The organism is Streptomyces sp. NPDC058457 (assembly GCF_042720695.1).
Taxonomy (GTDB): Bacteria; Actinomycetota; Actinomycetes; order Streptomycetales; family Streptomycetaceae; genus Streptomyces.
The window spans coordinates 1-13,787 of sequence record NZ_JBHXLU010000040.1 but is presented as its reverse complement, the minus strand read 5'-3'; the positions used below and the strand labels follow the sequence as shown (position 1 = coordinate 13,787).

The 13,787-nt window shown below is 71.5% G+C and carries 12 protein-coding genes and 2 pseudogenes; 8 read left to right on the top strand and 6 right to left on the bottom strand.

Annotation, left to right across the window (positions count from 1 at the left end; genetic code table 11):
- The first annotated feature begins 7 nt into the window (after window positions 1–7).
- Window positions 8–862: a trypsin-like serine protease gene (locus ACFWPS_RS28040; protein ID WP_383709350.1), complete on the top strand. Its 855-nt coding sequence runs from the start codon at window positions 8–10 to the stop codon at window positions 860–862.
- A 20-nt stretch (window positions 863–882) separates the two neighbouring features.
- On the opposite strand, the gene ACFWPS_RS28035 is transcribed toward ACFWPS_RS28040, so the two are convergent.
- The 3 genes from ACFWPS_RS28035 to ACFWPS_RS28025 all read right to left on the bottom strand — a co-directional run bounded on the left by ACFWPS_RS28035 (window position 883) and on the right by ACFWPS_RS28025 (window position 4,740).
- Window positions 883–2,250, bottom strand: coding sequence for an MFS transporter (locus ACFWPS_RS28035; RefSeq protein WP_383709348.1), 1,368 nt, complete (start codon window positions 2,248–2,250; stop codon window positions 883–885).
- A gap of 68 nt (window positions 2,251–2,318) precedes the next feature.
- On the bottom strand, window positions 2,319–3,794 hold the full coding sequence (locus ACFWPS_RS28030; RefSeq protein ID WP_383709346.1) for an NAD-dependent succinate-semialdehyde dehydrogenase: 1,476 nt from the start codon (window positions 3,792–3,794) through the stop codon (window positions 2,319–2,321).
- A 157-nt stretch (window positions 3,795–3,951) separates the two neighbouring features.
- Complete coding sequence (locus tag ACFWPS_RS28025) at window positions 3,952–4,740, bottom strand: IclR family transcriptional regulator (RefSeq protein ID WP_383709343.1); 789 nt, start codon at window positions 4,738–4,740, stop codon at window positions 3,952–3,954.
- 211 nt (window positions 4,741–4,951) lie between these two features.
- Between ACFWPS_RS28025 and fae the strand changes: the two genes are divergently transcribed.
- The 5 genes from fae to ACFWPS_RS28000 are packed head-to-tail and all read left to right on the top strand — an operon-like array spanning window position 4,952 to window position 10,320.
- Window positions 4,952–5,515, top strand: a complete 564-nt coding sequence (gene fae, locus ACFWPS_RS28020; RefSeq protein WP_383709340.1) for a formaldehyde-activating enzyme — start codon at window positions 4,952–4,954, stop codon at window positions 5,513–5,515.
- Window positions 5,512–6,624, top strand: a complete 1,113-nt coding sequence (locus ACFWPS_RS28015) for a mandelate racemase/muconate lactonizing enzyme family protein (protein ID WP_383709337.1) — start codon at window positions 5,512–5,514, stop codon at window positions 6,622–6,624. Before fae ends, ACFWPS_RS28015 begins: the two co-directional genes overlap by 4 nt.
- Window positions 6,621–8,141, top strand: a complete 1,521-nt coding sequence (locus tag ACFWPS_RS28010; protein ID WP_383709334.1) for an aldehyde dehydrogenase family protein — start codon at window positions 6,621–6,623, stop codon at window positions 8,139–8,141. Before ACFWPS_RS28015 ends, ACFWPS_RS28010 begins: the two co-directional genes overlap by 4 nt.
- A gap of 43 nt (window positions 8,142–8,184) precedes the next feature.
- The gene (locus ACFWPS_RS28005) at window positions 8,185–9,111 is read left to right on the top strand and encodes an NAD(P)-dependent oxidoreductase (RefSeq protein WP_383709332.1); all 927 of its coding nucleotides are present in this window, start codon (window positions 8,185–8,187) and stop codon (window positions 9,109–9,111) included.
- Window positions 9,112–9,159: 48 nt separating this feature from the next.
- Window positions 9,160–10,320, top strand: a complete 1,161-nt coding sequence (locus ACFWPS_RS28000) for an iron-containing alcohol dehydrogenase family protein (protein WP_383709329.1) — start codon at window positions 9,160–9,162, stop codon at window positions 10,318–10,320.
- A gap of 365 nt (window positions 10,321–10,685) precedes the next feature.
- Here the strand turns inward: ACFWPS_RS28000 and ACFWPS_RS27995 are convergent, their stop codons facing one another.
- Both ACFWPS_RS27995 and ACFWPS_RS27990 read right to left on the bottom strand, forming a co-directional pair.
- On the bottom strand, window positions 10,686–11,162 hold the full coding sequence (locus tag ACFWPS_RS27995; protein WP_383709326.1) for an SRPBCC domain-containing protein: 477 nt from the start codon (window positions 11,160–11,162) through the stop codon (window positions 10,686–10,688).
- A gap of 65 nt (window positions 11,163–11,227) precedes the next feature.
- Complete coding sequence (locus ACFWPS_RS27990) at window positions 11,228–12,547, bottom strand: RNA polymerase subunit sigma-70 (protein WP_383709323.1); 1,320 nt, start codon at window positions 12,545–12,547, stop codon at window positions 11,228–11,230.
- Window positions 12,548–12,783: 236 nt separating this feature from the next.
- On the opposite strand from ACFWPS_RS27990, the pseudogene ACFWPS_RS27985 reads away from it, so the two are divergent.
- Together ACFWPS_RS27985 and ACFWPS_RS27980 are read left to right on the top strand one after the other, a co-directional pair.
- Window positions 12,784–12,882 (top strand): annotated as a pseudogene (locus tag ACFWPS_RS27985) (IS5/IS1182 family transposase); the annotation flags it as partial.
- Window positions 12,883–12,923: 41 nt separating this feature from the next.
- Window positions 12,924–13,256 (top strand): annotated as a pseudogene (locus ACFWPS_RS27980) (aldehyde dehydrogenase family protein); the annotation flags it as partial.
- A 104-nt stretch (window positions 13,257–13,360) separates the two neighbouring features.
- Here ACFWPS_RS27980 and ACFWPS_RS27975 read toward each other — a convergent pair.
- Window positions 13,361–13,787: SDR family NAD(P)-dependent oxidoreductase (locus tag ACFWPS_RS27975; protein ID WP_383709320.1), on the bottom strand; the 427-nt coding region annotated here is incomplete at its 5' end.

Sequence of the window (13,787 nt, the reverse complement as noted above, 5' to 3'; positions counted from 1 at the left end):
GCAGCCCATGCGCACGAGGACACCCACCGGTTACGCCGTCGCCCTTGCCGCCGTGGGCTGTCTCAGCCTGGTGCCTTCGGCGCTCCACACCCCACACCCGCTGGCCGAACCGGGGCCGTACGGCCGGGCCAACGACGTACAACCGCACTTCGGCGGCGCCGCCCTCTCCGTCTTCCCGACCGTGCAGGAGAGCGACTACCACTGCACCTCCGGATTCGCCGTGCGGTTCAACGCCGACCCCAGGAAGAAGGGCATGGTGACCGCCGGGCACTGCTTCAAGAAGGACACCGATCTCGGTTCGGGCCACGACCGGTCCGGCGGCGCCATCGACTTCGGCACGGTCACGGTCGTGAGATTCGAGGCGGGTGTTCCCGACGGACACCACGACATGGAGCTGATCACCGGTGTGCGCGGGCAGTCCGGACCGCAGACGTACGCGGCCACGATCTGGGTCGATCCCCAGGTCCCGAGTGCGGTCAGGGTGGTCGGCAAGGGCTCCGTCGCGCAGGGCGACATGGTCTGCTACAGCGGGATGGTGACCAAGGTGAACTGCGGATTCGAGGTCCGGACCCCGGATCACGGCACGTTGTGCAGCACGGAACCGGGGCACACCGACGACTGCACGACCGGCCTCGCCGCCGCCACCAAGCCGGTCTCGTCCGGCCCCCTGGAGGGTGACTCCGGCTCACCGGTGTACCGGCTCGACGGCAAGGGCAACGCCGTCCTTCTGGGCATGCTCGTCGGCGGAGGTCCCAACGAGGAACAGCCCCGGCACAAGGACGCGGTGATGTACTTCCACACGCTCCCGCAGATCGAGTCGGCCGACGGCCTCGGCGTCACCGCACTCACGCAGAGGCCGTAGCCGCGTCACGTCGGGAGACGTCAGCCGCTCACCGGTCCACGGGCCGTCCGCGCCGCCTTCGCGAGGTCCAGGTCCGTGGTCTCCGGGGCCAGGAACTGGGAGACCAGGCCGCCGAGCGCGAGCACCCCGGCGCCGACGAGCAGGACGAACTCCACCCCGAACCGGTCGAGGCCCATCGGCAGCAGGAAGGTGCCGACGGCCGCGCCGACCCTGCTCATCGCGGTGGCGAAGCCGACGCCGGTGGCGCGCAGCGAGGTGGGGAACACCTCCAACGGGTAGACCGCGGTGAGCGCGCTGGAGGCCGCGTTGAGGAAGATGAAGAAGACGAAGCCGCCCACGATGACGGGCGTCGAGTGCGGCCACACCGCGACCAGGGCCAGACAGGCCGCGGTGATCCAGAACGGCGGGATCAGCAGCCTGCGGCGGCCGATGCGGTCCACGACCAGGCAGCCGGCCGTGACACCGGCGACCGCGGTGAACGAGTAGACGAGCAGCGCCGCGACCGCGTTGTCGCCCATGTGGAGGGCGTCGAAGACCTGCGTCCAGAACGTGCCGATGGCGAAGTACGGCAGCACCAGGGCCGCCCAGAAGACGCTCGCGAACACCGTGCTGCGCAGGTGGTCCTTGCTGAACAGCGACCGGAATCCGGCCTGTCCGGTCGCGCTCCGCTCGTCGAGTTCCGCGTCGACGTCGATCTCGATGCCGTACCTCTCGATCAGCGCCTCGGCCTCCTCCCGGCGACCCTTGCTGAGCAGCCAGCGGGCCGACTCCGGGATGCCGCCGCGCAACGACACGCACACGACGGCGATGACCGCGCTGCTGGCCAGGGACCAGCGCCAGCCGCCGTCGACGTCCGCGAACAGGGCGCCGACGACCGTGGCGAGCGCGTAGCCGACGTACCAGCTGATCTCCAGGCTGGCCAGCAGCCGGCCACGCCCCTTTCTGGGGGCGTACTCGGAGAGCAGCGGGGCGCCGATGGCGTACTCGCCGCCGATCGCCACGCCCATCAGCAGCCGGATGAGGAAGAGTTGCAGCCCGTCGGTGACGAAGAACTGGAGCGCCGAGCCGACCAGGAAGATCAGCATGTCGGCGAGGAACACCGGGCGGCGGCCGAAGCGGTCGGCGAGGCGGCCGAAGAGCGGGCCGCCGACGAAGATGCCGATCAGCGGGGAGGCCCCGACCAGGCCTTCCATGAGGGTGGAGAGGTGCAGATCGGCGGTGAGGGCGGTCATCGCCATGCCGATGCCGCCGATGATGTAGCCGTCGATGCCCTCGCCTATCTGGGTGGCGAGCTTCAGCTTCGTGTGCAGGCGGCGGCGTTCGCGGTCGCGGTCGGCGGGCACTTCCGGGGTGCCGGGCGGTTGCTGGGTCGCAGGCGTCATTGCCATGAGCGGTCCTTGGGGTGAGCGGGTGCGCGGGTGGGGACGGGGACGGGGACGGGCGGAGGTTCAGAGGTTCAGAGGGGCCAGTCGAGGGCGATGTACTGCGTCTCCAGGAAGGCCTCGATGCCCTCGCGGCCGCCCTCCCGGCCGAGGCCGGACTGCTTGACGCCGCCGAAGGGCGCGGCGGGGTCGGAGAGCAGACCGCGGTTGACGCCGACCATGCCGGCCTCCAGGCGTTCGGCGAGGCGCAGGGCGCGGCCGACGTCACGGGAGTAGACGTACGACGCCAGGCCGTGGACCGAGGCGTTGGCGCGGGCCAGCATCTCGTCCTCGTCGGTGAAGGTGGTGAGCGGTGCGACGGGGCCGAAGACCTCCTCGTGCAGGATGCGGGCGTCGTCGGGGACGTCGACGAGGACGGTCGCGGGGTGGAAGTGGCCGGGTCCTTCGGGCACTTCGCCCTGTGCGGCGATGCGCGCGCCGCGCGCCAGGGCGTCGGCGACCAGGTCGCGGATCTTGTCCACGGCCGGCTGGTTGATCATCGGGCCGAGGGTGACGCCCTCCGCCAGGCCGGATCCGGCGCGGACGGCGACCATGGCGGCACCGAACTTCTCGGTGAACTCCGCTGCGACGTCGGCGTGGACGTAGAACCGGTTGGCGGCGATGCAGACCTCGCCGCCGCCACGCATCTTGGCGTCCATCGCGCCCCGTACGGCGGCGTCGACGTCGGCGTCGGCGCAGACCACGAAGGGGGCGTTGCCGCCCAGTTCCATGGTCACGTTGACGACGTTGGCGGCGGCCTGCTCCAGGAGGAGTCTGCCAGTGGCGGTGGAGCCGGTGAAGGAGAACTTGCGGACCCGTTCGTCGGCGAGCCAGGCGGCGCCGACCTCGGCGGCGCGGTCGGTGGGCAGGACGTTCAACAGGCCTTCGGGCAGGCCCGCTTCGGTGAGCAGTGCGGCCACCGCGAGGGCGGTGAGCGGGGTCTCCGGGGCGGGCTTGAGCAGTACCGGGCAGCCGGCCGCGAGCGCCGGGGCGATCTTGCGGGTGGCCATGGCGGCCGGGAAGTTCCAGGGGGTCACGAACGCGGTGACGCCGACGGGGTGTCTGCGCACGACGTGCCGGTAGCCGCCGGCCGGGGCGTCGCCGAAGGAGGAGTCGATCCGGACCGCCTCCTCGGCGAACCAGCGGAAGAACTCGGCGGCGTACCCGACCTCGGCCGCCGCGTCCCGGTAGGCCTTGCCGTTCTCCAGCACGATGAGCCGGGCGAGGGTGTCGGTGTGCTCGCGCATCAGCTCGAACGTGTCGTGCAGGATCTCCGAACGGCGCCGGGGCGGTGTCGCACGCCAGCCGGCCGCGGCCGACTCCGCGGCCCCGATCGCCGCGCGGGCGTCCTCCTCGCCTGCCGCGGAGACCTGGCGGATCAGGTCGCCGGTGGCCGGGTCGTACACGGGGTAGGTGCGTCCGTCGGCGGCCTCGATCCAGCGGCCGCCGAGGAACACATCGCCCTCCGCGTACGGCGCCTTGGCCAGGAGGTCGATGCCGGCGAGGTTCATGAGCTGCTCTTTTCTCCGTTCCGGACGGGACTCGTCCGATGCGCGGTGAATTTACGAGCGCGTCATGGGGCCGACAAGGCAACCTCGGCGGATCGCAACGGGGGTTGCTGTGAGGGCAACTCGCCGATCACGCGGGGAGGTCGCTTGAGCACCTCTGTCAGGTGAGCCGGGTCCGCGCCGGCGCGGCGCGCCGGGGCTCCCAGCCCAGCAGTGCGGACACCCGGGTCGCGGCCCGTGCCGTGGTACGCCCCGCCTCGTCGAGCCGGTCGCCGAACCGGGACTTCGGGGCGGAGATGTTGATGGCGGCGACGACCCGGCCCCGGAAGTCCCGGATGGGCGCCGACACCCCGACCAGCCCCTCCTCGAACTCCTCGCTGACCCGCGCGTAGCCCTGTCGCCGGGCGTCCTGGATGAGCGCCCACAGGTCCTGTACCGGCATCTCGCCGCTGGTGCCGAAGCGGACGTACAGCTCGTCCGGGGTCGCGTCGGCGAGCAGCACGCGCCCCGCCGACAGCCGCCAGGCGGGCACCCCGCGCCCTTCCCAGCCGTGCACGCGGAAGGAGTGCCCCGAGACGGACAGCAGGGTGAGGACGTCACGGTCGCTGAGGACGCACAGGTGGCTGGTCTCCTCCAGGTCGGCCGACAGGGCGTGCATGACCGGCTCGGCCACCCGTACCAGCCGGCTCTCGGAGGTGCGGGCGACCAGGGAGAAGAGCCGCCAGCCGATGCGGTACTCCAGGGTGTCGGGGTCGCGATCGACGATGCCCTCGGCGGCCAGCGCCTTCAGGGCCCGGGAGATCTGGGTCTTCTCCCGGCCCACCAGCTGGGCGAGGCGTACGACGCCGAGGCCGCCGGCGCTCTGGGCCTCGTCGGAGGCGAGCGCTTCGAGGAGGTCGATGTCCCGGCGGAGGCCGTGGCCGCGGGAAGCCGCGGAGGAGTCGGTCACGGAGTCATCGTAGGCACGGATACCGACAGCGGAACCCCAGGTCAGAGATGAAGTTGTCAGCAGAGCAACCGCCATTTCGATTCCCGTCGGCGCCTTGCGAGGGGGTGGCCGCCGACCTAGATTCGCCGCATCGGGCCGAATGAACTGCGCCGAATACGAGGTTCGTCCTTCTGTGCCCGGTGAATCATGTTTCCCAGGCCCAGGAGATCCGATGCCCACGCCGGTTTCCCCCACCCGCCCGCCCGGCTTCGCGGCGACCGCGCTGATCGGCGAGTCGTTCGTCGGCGACGGCGTCGGCGCCGCGCACACGAACATCGTGATCGGACGCAAGGGCGGTCCCGTCGAGACGGCGTGGGCCACTGCGCTGGCCACCCCGAGCGCCGGGCACGTCCCGTTCCTCACCGTCGTCCGGCCGTCGGTGCCGGTGAAACCGCTGACCCTGTTCGTGACCAAGGCCGCCGCCGCGGGCGAGCTGCACGAGCGGGCGACCTGGGGTTCCGCCCAGGCCGGCCTGGCGCAGGGGGTCGCGGACGCGGTCGAGGAGGGGCTGATCCCGGCGGCGGAGGCGGACGACCTGCTGATCATCGCCGCGGTGTGGGTCAACCCGGCGGTCGACGACCTGGACACCTCCTTCCGCAACCAGCGCGCCGCCGCGCACGGCGCGGTCCGTGCCGCCGTGACCGGTACGCCGACCGTGTCCGACGTGCTGGCGGCCGCCAAGGAGGGCCCGGCCAACCCGTTCTACACGCCGACCACCGAGGTGCTCGCCCGATGAAGATCACCGACATCGTCCTGGACCGGCTGCGGCTGGAGCTGGACCCGCCGTTCCGCGCCGCCTGGGACCCGGAGCCGCGCCTCGCCTTCGACGCGACGATCGTGCGCGTCCACACCGACGAGGGGATCACCGGCATCGGTTCCGGCGATCTCATGGACGGCTTCGAGACGTACAAGCACCTGTTCGTCGGCGAGGACCCGCTCGACATCACCCGGCATGTCCGGGCGATCGAGACCGCCAACTTCCACGGCGCCCACTACTGGCCGCTGGAGGCCGCGCTGTGGGACGTCATCGGCAAGGTGCACGGCCGCCCGGTGTCGGAGCTCTTCGGCAACGCGGCGAAGAAGCTGCCCGCATACGCCTCCTCCGGCGAGCTGAAATCCCCCGAGGAGCGCGTCGAGACCGCCCTGAAGGTGCGCGAGGCCGGTTTCCGCGCCATGAAGATCCGCATCGACCGCGACCGCATCGACGAGGGCATCGCGGCGGTCCGTGCGGTCCGCGAGGAACTCGGCCCCGGCTTCGAGATCATGGTCGACCTCAACCAGTCCTGGCGGATGGCCGGCGACACCGCGAACGCCTCCGACCTCGCCACGACCCGCAAGACCGTCGCCCGGCTCGCCGAACTCGACGTGTTCTGGGTGGAGGAGCCGCTGCCGTACGCGGACCTGAACGGCTTCAGGCAGCTGCGCGCCGAGAACCCGGGGGTGCGGATCGCCGCCGGCGAGATGCACCACTCCCCCACCGAGCTGCTGCGCTACCTCGAAGCGGACGCCCTCGACATCTACCAGATGGACGTGGTGCTGGCGATCGGCATGCACCGCGCCCGCACCCTGGCCGAACTGGCCCAGCTGAAGCACCGTCAGTTCACCCCGCACAGCTGGACCAACGGCATCGGCGTGCTCGCCAACCTCCAGGTGGCGGCGGGCGTCGGCGGCGGCCCGTTCTTCGAGTTCCCGTACGACCCGCCCGGCTGGACCCCCGAGCGCCGCGACTTCATGCTCGCCGAGCCGGTTCGGGTGAACGCCGACGGCGATCTGGAGGTCCCGGACCTGCCCGGTCTCGGCGTCGAGCTGGACGAGGACGCGATCGACCGCTGGAGGATCAAGTGACCTACACCATCGACGAGTTGCTGGCCCGCTCGTACGACGAATGGCTGACCGCGGCGGACAAACTCGTCTTCGAGACACGCTTGTTCATCGACGGCGCCTGCACCGACGCCACCTCCGGCGACTCCTTCACCAGCGTCTCGCCGCGCGACGGCGCGGTGCTGGCTCAGGTGCAGGCGGCCGGGGCCGAGGACGTCGACCGGGCGGTACGGGCCGCCCGGGCCGCCTTCGAGGACGGCCGCTGGCGTGACCTCGCGCCGAAGGAGCGCAAGCGGATCCTGCTGCGCTGGGCCGGGCTGATCCTCGCCAACGCCGGGGAACTGGCCCTGCTCGACACCCTGGAGATGGGCAAGCCCATCACCGAGTCGGTGCGCATCGACGTCGCCAAGGCCGCGGAGACCATCGCCTGGTACGCCGAGACGATCGACAAGACGTACGACGAGGTGGCCCCGACCCCGGGCGACGCGCTGGCGCTGATCACCCGCGAACCCCTCGGTGTCATCGGCGCGGTCGTGCCGTGGAACTACGCGCTGCTGATCGCCAGTTGGAAGCTGGCCCCGGCGCTCGCCACCGGCAACAGCGTGGTCCTCAAGCCCGCCGAGCAGACCTCGCTCGCCGCGCTCCGGCTGGCGGCGCTGGCCACCGAGGCGGGGCTGCCCGACGGCGTGCTCAACGTGATCCCCGGTCGCGGCGAGGTCGCCGGTCAGGCCCTCGGCCGCCACCCGGACGTCGACAAGATCGCCTTCACCGGCTCGGCCGAGGTCGCCCGCCTCTTCCAGGTGTACGCGGGCGAGTCCAACGGCAAGCAGATCGCCGTGGAGGCGGGCGGCAAGTCGCCCCAGCTCGTCCTGGCCGACGCCGACATCGAGGCCGCCGCGTCCGCCGTGGCGTGGGGGATCTTCTACAACGCGGGGCAGACCTGCAACGCCGGTTCCCGGGTCGTCGTGCACGCCTCGGTCAAGGACCGACTCCTGGACGCCGTAAGGCGGATCACCGCCGAGACCTTCCGCATCGGCGACCCGCTGGACCCGGCCACCGTCATGGGACCCGTCGTGGACGAGGCCCAACTCGCCAGGATCCTGGGCTACATCGAGCTCGGCAGGGCGGACGGTGCGCGGGTGCTGCTGGGCGGCGGACGCACCCGCACCGGCACCGGCGGCTGCTTCGTCGAGCCGACCGTGCTCGACGGCGTGGCGAACACCTCCGCCGTCGGCCAGGAGGAGATCTTCGGCCCGGTGCTCGCCGTCGTGTCGTACGACGGTGATGTCGACGAGGGCGTACGGCTCGCGAACGAGAGCGACTTCGGGCTGGTCGCCGCCGTCTGGACCCGGGACGTGACGGTCGCCCACCGCACCGCGAAGCGGCTGCGGGCCGGCACGGTCTGGATCAACACCTTCGACGCCAGTGACGTCATCACCCCGTTCGGCGGCTTCAAGGCCACCGGCGCGGGACGCGACAAGTCCCTGCACGCGCTGGACGCGTACACGGCCCTCAAGACCACCTGGATCAACCTGGCCTGAACGGCCCATCCCCGTACTTCACCATCACCTAGCGAGGACAACGATGAGGATCGGTTTCATCGGCCTGGGCAACATGGGACGTCACATGGCCCGTCACCTGATCCAGGCGGGACACCTGGTCACCGTGCACGACACCCGGCCCGAGGCCGCTGCCGGCCATCTGGCGCTCGGCGCCCGCTGGGCCGACACCCCGGCCCAGTGCGTGGCCGGCGCCGAACTGCTGATCACCATGCTGCCCAACCCGCGTGTCGTGGAGGAGGTGCTGCTGCGCGGCGGGGCCGCCGAGGCGCTGTCCGAGGGCGCCCTGTGGATCGACATGTCGACCTCCACCCCGGCCGTCGCGGACCGGATCGCCGCCGACGTCCTGGACCGGCGCGGGGTACGCCGTCTGGACGCCCCCGTCAGCGGGATGGCGCGCGGCGCCGAGTCGGGGCGGCTGCAGATATTCGTGGGCGGGGAGGCGGACGACTTCACCAGGTGCCTGCCGGTCCTCGAGGCCATGGGCGACCCCGACAAGGTGCTGCACGTGGGCCCCCTGGGGGCCGGCTACACGGTCAAGCTGATGATCAACCTGCTGTGGTTCACCCACCTCGTCGCCACCTCCGAGGTGCTGGCCATGGGCACGAAGGCGGGCGTCGACCTGGGCGTGCTGCGCAGTTCGCTGCTGGCCAGCCCGGCGGCCTCGCACTTCCTGGCGGAGGACCTGCTGTCCGTGCTGGTCGACGGCGACTACGACGACTCGTTCGCCATGGTCCTCGCCTGCAAGGACCTGGGCCTCGCCGTGGACCTCGGCCGCGACCTGGGCGTCGCCACGGAGCTGTCCGCGCTGGTGGAGCAGATCTACCGCCGCTCCAAGGCACAACACGGCGACCTGGCCGGGGAGATGAGCCCGGTTCGGCTCTACGAGGCCCTGGCCGGCCGGGAGTTCCGGCTGCCGCACCCGGAGGAGGCCCTGATGAGTCCCGCCTGAGCCGATCCGCGTCCCCCTTTCCCCTCGCGTCTTCAGGAGCCGTACGCCATGGGCGAGTCCCTCACCAGCCAGCTGACCGTCGACCCCACCTGCCGTATCGAGTTCGGCCCCGGCCGCCTCGCGCACCTCCCGGACCTGGTCTCCTCCCTCGGCATGAGCCGCGCGTTCGTGGTCACCGACCGCGGTCTGCGGGCCGCCGGGATCGCCGACCAGGTACTCAAGGTGCTGGACGCGGCGGGCGTCGAGTACGGGGTGTACGACGGGGTCGGCGCCAACCCCTCCACCGGCAACGTCGACGAAGGCGCTGCCCGGGCGCGGGAGTTCGGCGCTGCGGTGGTCGTCGCCCTCGGCGGGGGCTCGGTCCTCGATGCGGCCAAGGGCATCTCGCTCCTGGTCGGCAACGCGGACGCGGCGGCGGCCGACGCGGACGCACTGTGGGAGGCGCTGGACGGGCTGCCGCTGATCGCGATCCCGACCACCTCGGGCACGGGCGCGGAGACCAACGGCTTCGGCGTCGTCGAGGACACCGCCGCCCGCCGCAAGGTGTACCTCGGCCACCCCTCGGTGAAGCCGCGGATCGCGCTGCTCGACCCGGAGCTGACGCTCGGCCTGCCCGCCCGGATCACGGCGGCCACCGGCATCGACGCCCTCGTGCACGGCATCGAGTCGCTGGCCTCGCAGGGCGCGAACCCGGTCTCGGTTGCGTACGCGACGCAGGCGGTGGCGATGGTCGGCCGCTGGCTGCCCGTCGCCCACGCCGACGGCTCGGACCTGGAGGCCCGGGCGGGGCTGATGCTCGGCGCCCACCTGGCGGGCCAGGCCCTGACCATCTCCGGGCTCGGTCTCGTCCACGGCATCGGGCACGCCCTGACCGCCCACACGGGCACCCCGCACGGGGTCGCGCTCGCCGCCGTCCTGGAGGAGGTCCTGGAGTTCAGTGCGCCGGCCGCCCAGGAGGCGTACGAGCAGGCCGCCCGCGCGCTCCGCCTCGCCCCGCCCGCCGACGGCGACTGGGCCCGCGCCGCGATCGACGCCGTCCGCGAGATCTCCGGCGCGCTCGGCATCAAGCAGCGCCTGCGTGACCTGGGCGCCCGCCCGGACCTGCTGCGCCCCGTCGCCGCGGCTGCCCTCGCGGACGCGGTCACCCGCAACGCGCCCCGGCAGCCCACCGAGGAGCAGATCCTCGGGATCCTCGAAGCGGTGTACTAGGAGTCGTCGTCAAATTGGCGGGTGAAGCAGCGTTCCGCCACGTTGCGACGCCTGCAGAGCTGCTTGCCGAAGGCCGGCGGGCGCCCACCTCGGCTGCCGCGTCGACACGGTGCGGGGTACCCGTATCGCTTCCGTCACGGCGGTGAACCGGGTGCAGTCGTTGGTGTTGCCGCCCGTGCCTGTGAAGGCGAGCGGGCGGCCGACTCTGTCGGGAGGGACAACCCGGTTCCTCGCGACACGCGGCAGGACATTCCCGCAGGACCTGGCCGAACTCAGCGGCACTCTCCGGGCACAGGTCGCTTGCTCGAACTCGCCGGTTGCACCCTCGCTCCCGACGAGTCCGCACGGCATTCGGAAACGATCAGTCAAGCCCCGACCACCTTGGCGAGATTGTCCATCTCGTTCGCCCGCCCGGCGGCCAGCCGCCCGGTCCATTCCTCGTCGTGCATGGTGTCGGCCGTCATGGTCACGTGCGTTCCACCGTCGGCGGCCGGACGCAGCTCGACTTCGGTGAGGAACTCGTACGGCCCGACGCCGGGGATGAAGTCGGCGAGTGTGGTGTAGGCCAGACGCCGGGTGGGCTCGATCTCGGTGAAGGTCTTGTGCGAGGTCGAGCTCAGCGGCAGGCTCACGTTCTCCATGAACGCGATCTGCTCGGGGCCGGTCGCGGTCATCGTGTAGGTCAAGGTGCCGCCGACGCGCAGGTCCAGGGCGTCGACGTGCACAGTGAACCCCTCCGGCGCCCACCAGGCCTCGATGCCGGCCGCGGTGGTCCACAGCTCCCAGATCTTCTCCGGTGCGGCGGTGTAGTTACGCTCGACCTGGATCTTCTGCGTGGCCATGATCTCTCCTGGTTTCCCGAATCGGTGACGTCTTCGAAGAGTTGGACGTCGGCCGGGGCGATCTGTCATCGGTGCCCATCGGCGGCGTGTTCGACCGGCAGCCTGAGCGGCAGACCGAACGCGGCGACCAGGTGGGCCTCGAACGTGGTGATCTCCACGATGCGTCCGGCCTCGATGCGCAGCACGTCGACCATCTGCGCCCGGTACACCGAGGTCCCCGGCCGTTGCACGTACCCGGCGACGGCCGGCTGCCGGTTCGCCCGGACCGGCAGGTGCCGCCAGCGACCGAAGTACCCCGGCGAGGCCGGGTCGAATACCCGTCCGAGCTGTTGGAGCAGCGCGTCCCGGCCGGCGAACCACATCGGATTGGGCGGCATGGTCACCACCACGTCGGCGCCGAGCAGGTCGGCCATCATCGACACGTCCGCACGTTCGGCCGCGACCATGTAGCGGCGCACGATGTCGTGCTCCTGCTGACTGTGTTCCCCGACCGCCCAGTCCATCCGCCGTTGAGGCAGCCGCTCGCGCAGCGTCTGCCGGGCCCGCTGCAAGGCGCTGTTGGACGCTGCGACGCTCATGTCCATCAGCGTCGCCGCCTCCTCCACCGGGCGGCCCAGCACGTCACGGAAGATCAACACCGCGCGCTGCCGGGGCGGGAGGTGCTGGAGCGCGGCGAGGAAGACCAGTTCCATGGTCTCCCGCGACTCAGCGGCGGTCTCCGGCTGCTCGTCGTCGGCCGACAGCTCGTCGAGCAGTCGGTCCGGATAGGGCTGCAACCAGGGCAGGCGGTCCGGTGGCTCGCTGCTGCCGGACTCGATGCCGGGGACCGGCTCGTACCGCCGGGGACGGCGGCCGGTGCGGCGCAGGTGGTCGATGCAGGCGTTGGTGGCGATCCGGTACAACCAGGTCCGGGGCGCCGCTCGGCCCTCGAAACCGGATCGGTCGCGCCAGGCTTTGAGCAGGGTCTCCTGCACCAGGTCCTCGGCGTCGTCGTAGGAGCCGACCATGCGGTAGCAGTGCAGGTGCAGCCATTTGCGGTGGGGTTCGACGAGTGCGGCGAAGTCGACCTCGTCGTCGGAGTCCGGCGGCCGTTCCGCAGTTTTCGTCACGGCGCCTGGCGTGACGTTATGGGCCAGCCGCCGCAGCTTGCGTACCGCCGCGGCCAGGGCCTCGGCGTCCGAGCGGAAAGCATCGGGAGGCTGCAGGGCCAGGGTCTTCACCCGCCGCTCTATGTCCGCGAGGACCTCGGCCGCCGGCGGGTCGATTGCGGTGCGTCGGTGTCGGTAGGCGCGCTGACGACAGGCCGCCGAGCAGTAGACGGAAGTCCGGCCACGGCCGCGATCCGGCAGCGGGGCGGCGCAGACCTGACAATTCCGTCCGCTCATGGGCGGCTCCAGCCATTCGTCACGGGGATGCGGCGTTACAAAAGAGCTTAGGGCGCCACAAGCCGTGGCCCATTCGACTTCGAGAACGACTGATCAAACCAGACCCGAGGTCCCCAGGGATTGTCGGCAGCCGCGTACGACGACGCCCCGGGCCTGTCGCCACATGATCTCCGGTGGTGGATCACGGTCGGGTGATACGTCGCCACGAACTGTCCGATGCGGAGTGGGAGTTCGTCCGGCTGGTGTCGGTCGACTCCACGAGCGTGCGGGCCCACCACCACGCCGCCGGAGTCCGAAAAAGGGGGAATCGGGCACTCGGGCGCTCGCGAGGCGGTCATCCAGGGCCGGCAGGTCGAGGGCGATCCGGACTCTGTCGGTGCGGATCGTCGTCCCGCGTCCGCGCCGGAGCTCCTCGCCGGCCGGCGCGTTCGGTCAGGGCTGTCCGGCATGGCCGAGAAAATCCTCGGTCCCAGTGCTGTCGGTCCTCACCCACGAGGACGAGAAGGAGGCCGTCGAACTCGCCAACGGCGCCCGCTACGGGCTGACCGGGACGGCGTGGACGCGCCCTCGGACGGGCGGTGCGGCCGGCCCGCCATGTCCGGGCAGGCCAGGTGTCCGTCAACACCCTGGGGGACGGCGGTCCCGGCGGGGCGATCGGCACAGCGGCTTCGGCCTCTCGATGGGCCCTGACTGTCTGGAGGACCGGACCCGGGTGAAGTGCGTCGTGATCAACGCCGGCCGAGTCCCGCGGCGTCGTCCCGTCTGCTCCGCGTCCCGCGACCGTTCGGGGCCCGGCTCACGCCGTGGGGCGGATCACGGTCTGCGGGCCGCTCTGGCCCTCCGGTCGAACTCCCGGTTGAGGAAGGGCAGGAGGACGCTTCCGAACCGTGCCAGGGCGCGAGTGCCCGCGTCCGGGCAGATCACGAAGCGCCTGCGCTCGATGCCGTCCACGATGGCCGACGCGACCCTCTCCGCCGCCAGCGGCTTGATCGTCCCACCGACCGCGCGGGTCTCGGCCGGCTTCCACTGGTCCTCCTCGGCGAGCTGCGGGGTGTCCACGTCCGGCGGGAAGACCACCCCGACGTGCACCCCGTGGGGTGTCAGCTCAGCCCGTACCGACTCCAGCAGCCCGCGTACGGCGAACTTGGCCGGTCCGTAGGCGCTGTAACCGAATATTCCGATCAGCCCCGCAGCCGACGAGACCGCCACGACGCTGCCGTGCCCGCGCTCCACCATCCCG

Bases quoted from the DNA above. Each gene is read 5' to 3' on its own strand.
- ACFWPS_RS28015 (WP_383709337.1), top strand. From the start codon at position 5,512: ATGAAGATCACCGACATCGTCCTGGACCGGCTGCGGCTGGAGCTGGAC.
- fae (WP_383709340.1), top strand. From the start codon at position 4,952: ATGCCCACGCCGGTTTCCCCCACCCGCCCGCCCGGCTTCGCGGCGACC.
- ACFWPS_RS27990 (WP_383709323.1), bottom strand. From the start codon at position 12,547: ATGAGCGGACGGAATTGTCAGGTCTGCGCCGCCCCGCTGCCGGATCGC.
- ACFWPS_RS28005 (WP_383709332.1), top strand. From the start codon at position 8,185: ATGAGGATCGGTTTCATCGGCCTGGGCAACATGGGACGTCACATGGCC.
- ACFWPS_RS27995 (WP_383709326.1), bottom strand. From the start codon at position 11,162: ATGGCCACGCAGAAGATCCAGGTCGAGCGTAACTACACCGCCGCACCG.
- ACFWPS_RS28000 (WP_383709329.1), top strand. From the start codon at position 9,160: ATGGGCGAGTCCCTCACCAGCCAGCTGACCGTCGACCCCACCTGCCGT.
- ACFWPS_RS28035 (WP_383709348.1), bottom strand. From the start codon at position 2,250: ATGGCAATGACGCCTGCGACCCAGCAACCGCCCGGCACCCCGGAAGTG.
- ACFWPS_RS28040 (WP_383709350.1), top strand. From the start codon at position 8: ATGCGCACGAGGACACCCACCGGTTACGCCGTCGCCCTTGCCGCCGTG.
- ACFWPS_RS28030 (WP_383709346.1), bottom strand. From the start codon at position 3,794: ATGAACCTCGCCGGCATCGACCTCCTGGCCAAGGCGCCGTACGCGGAG.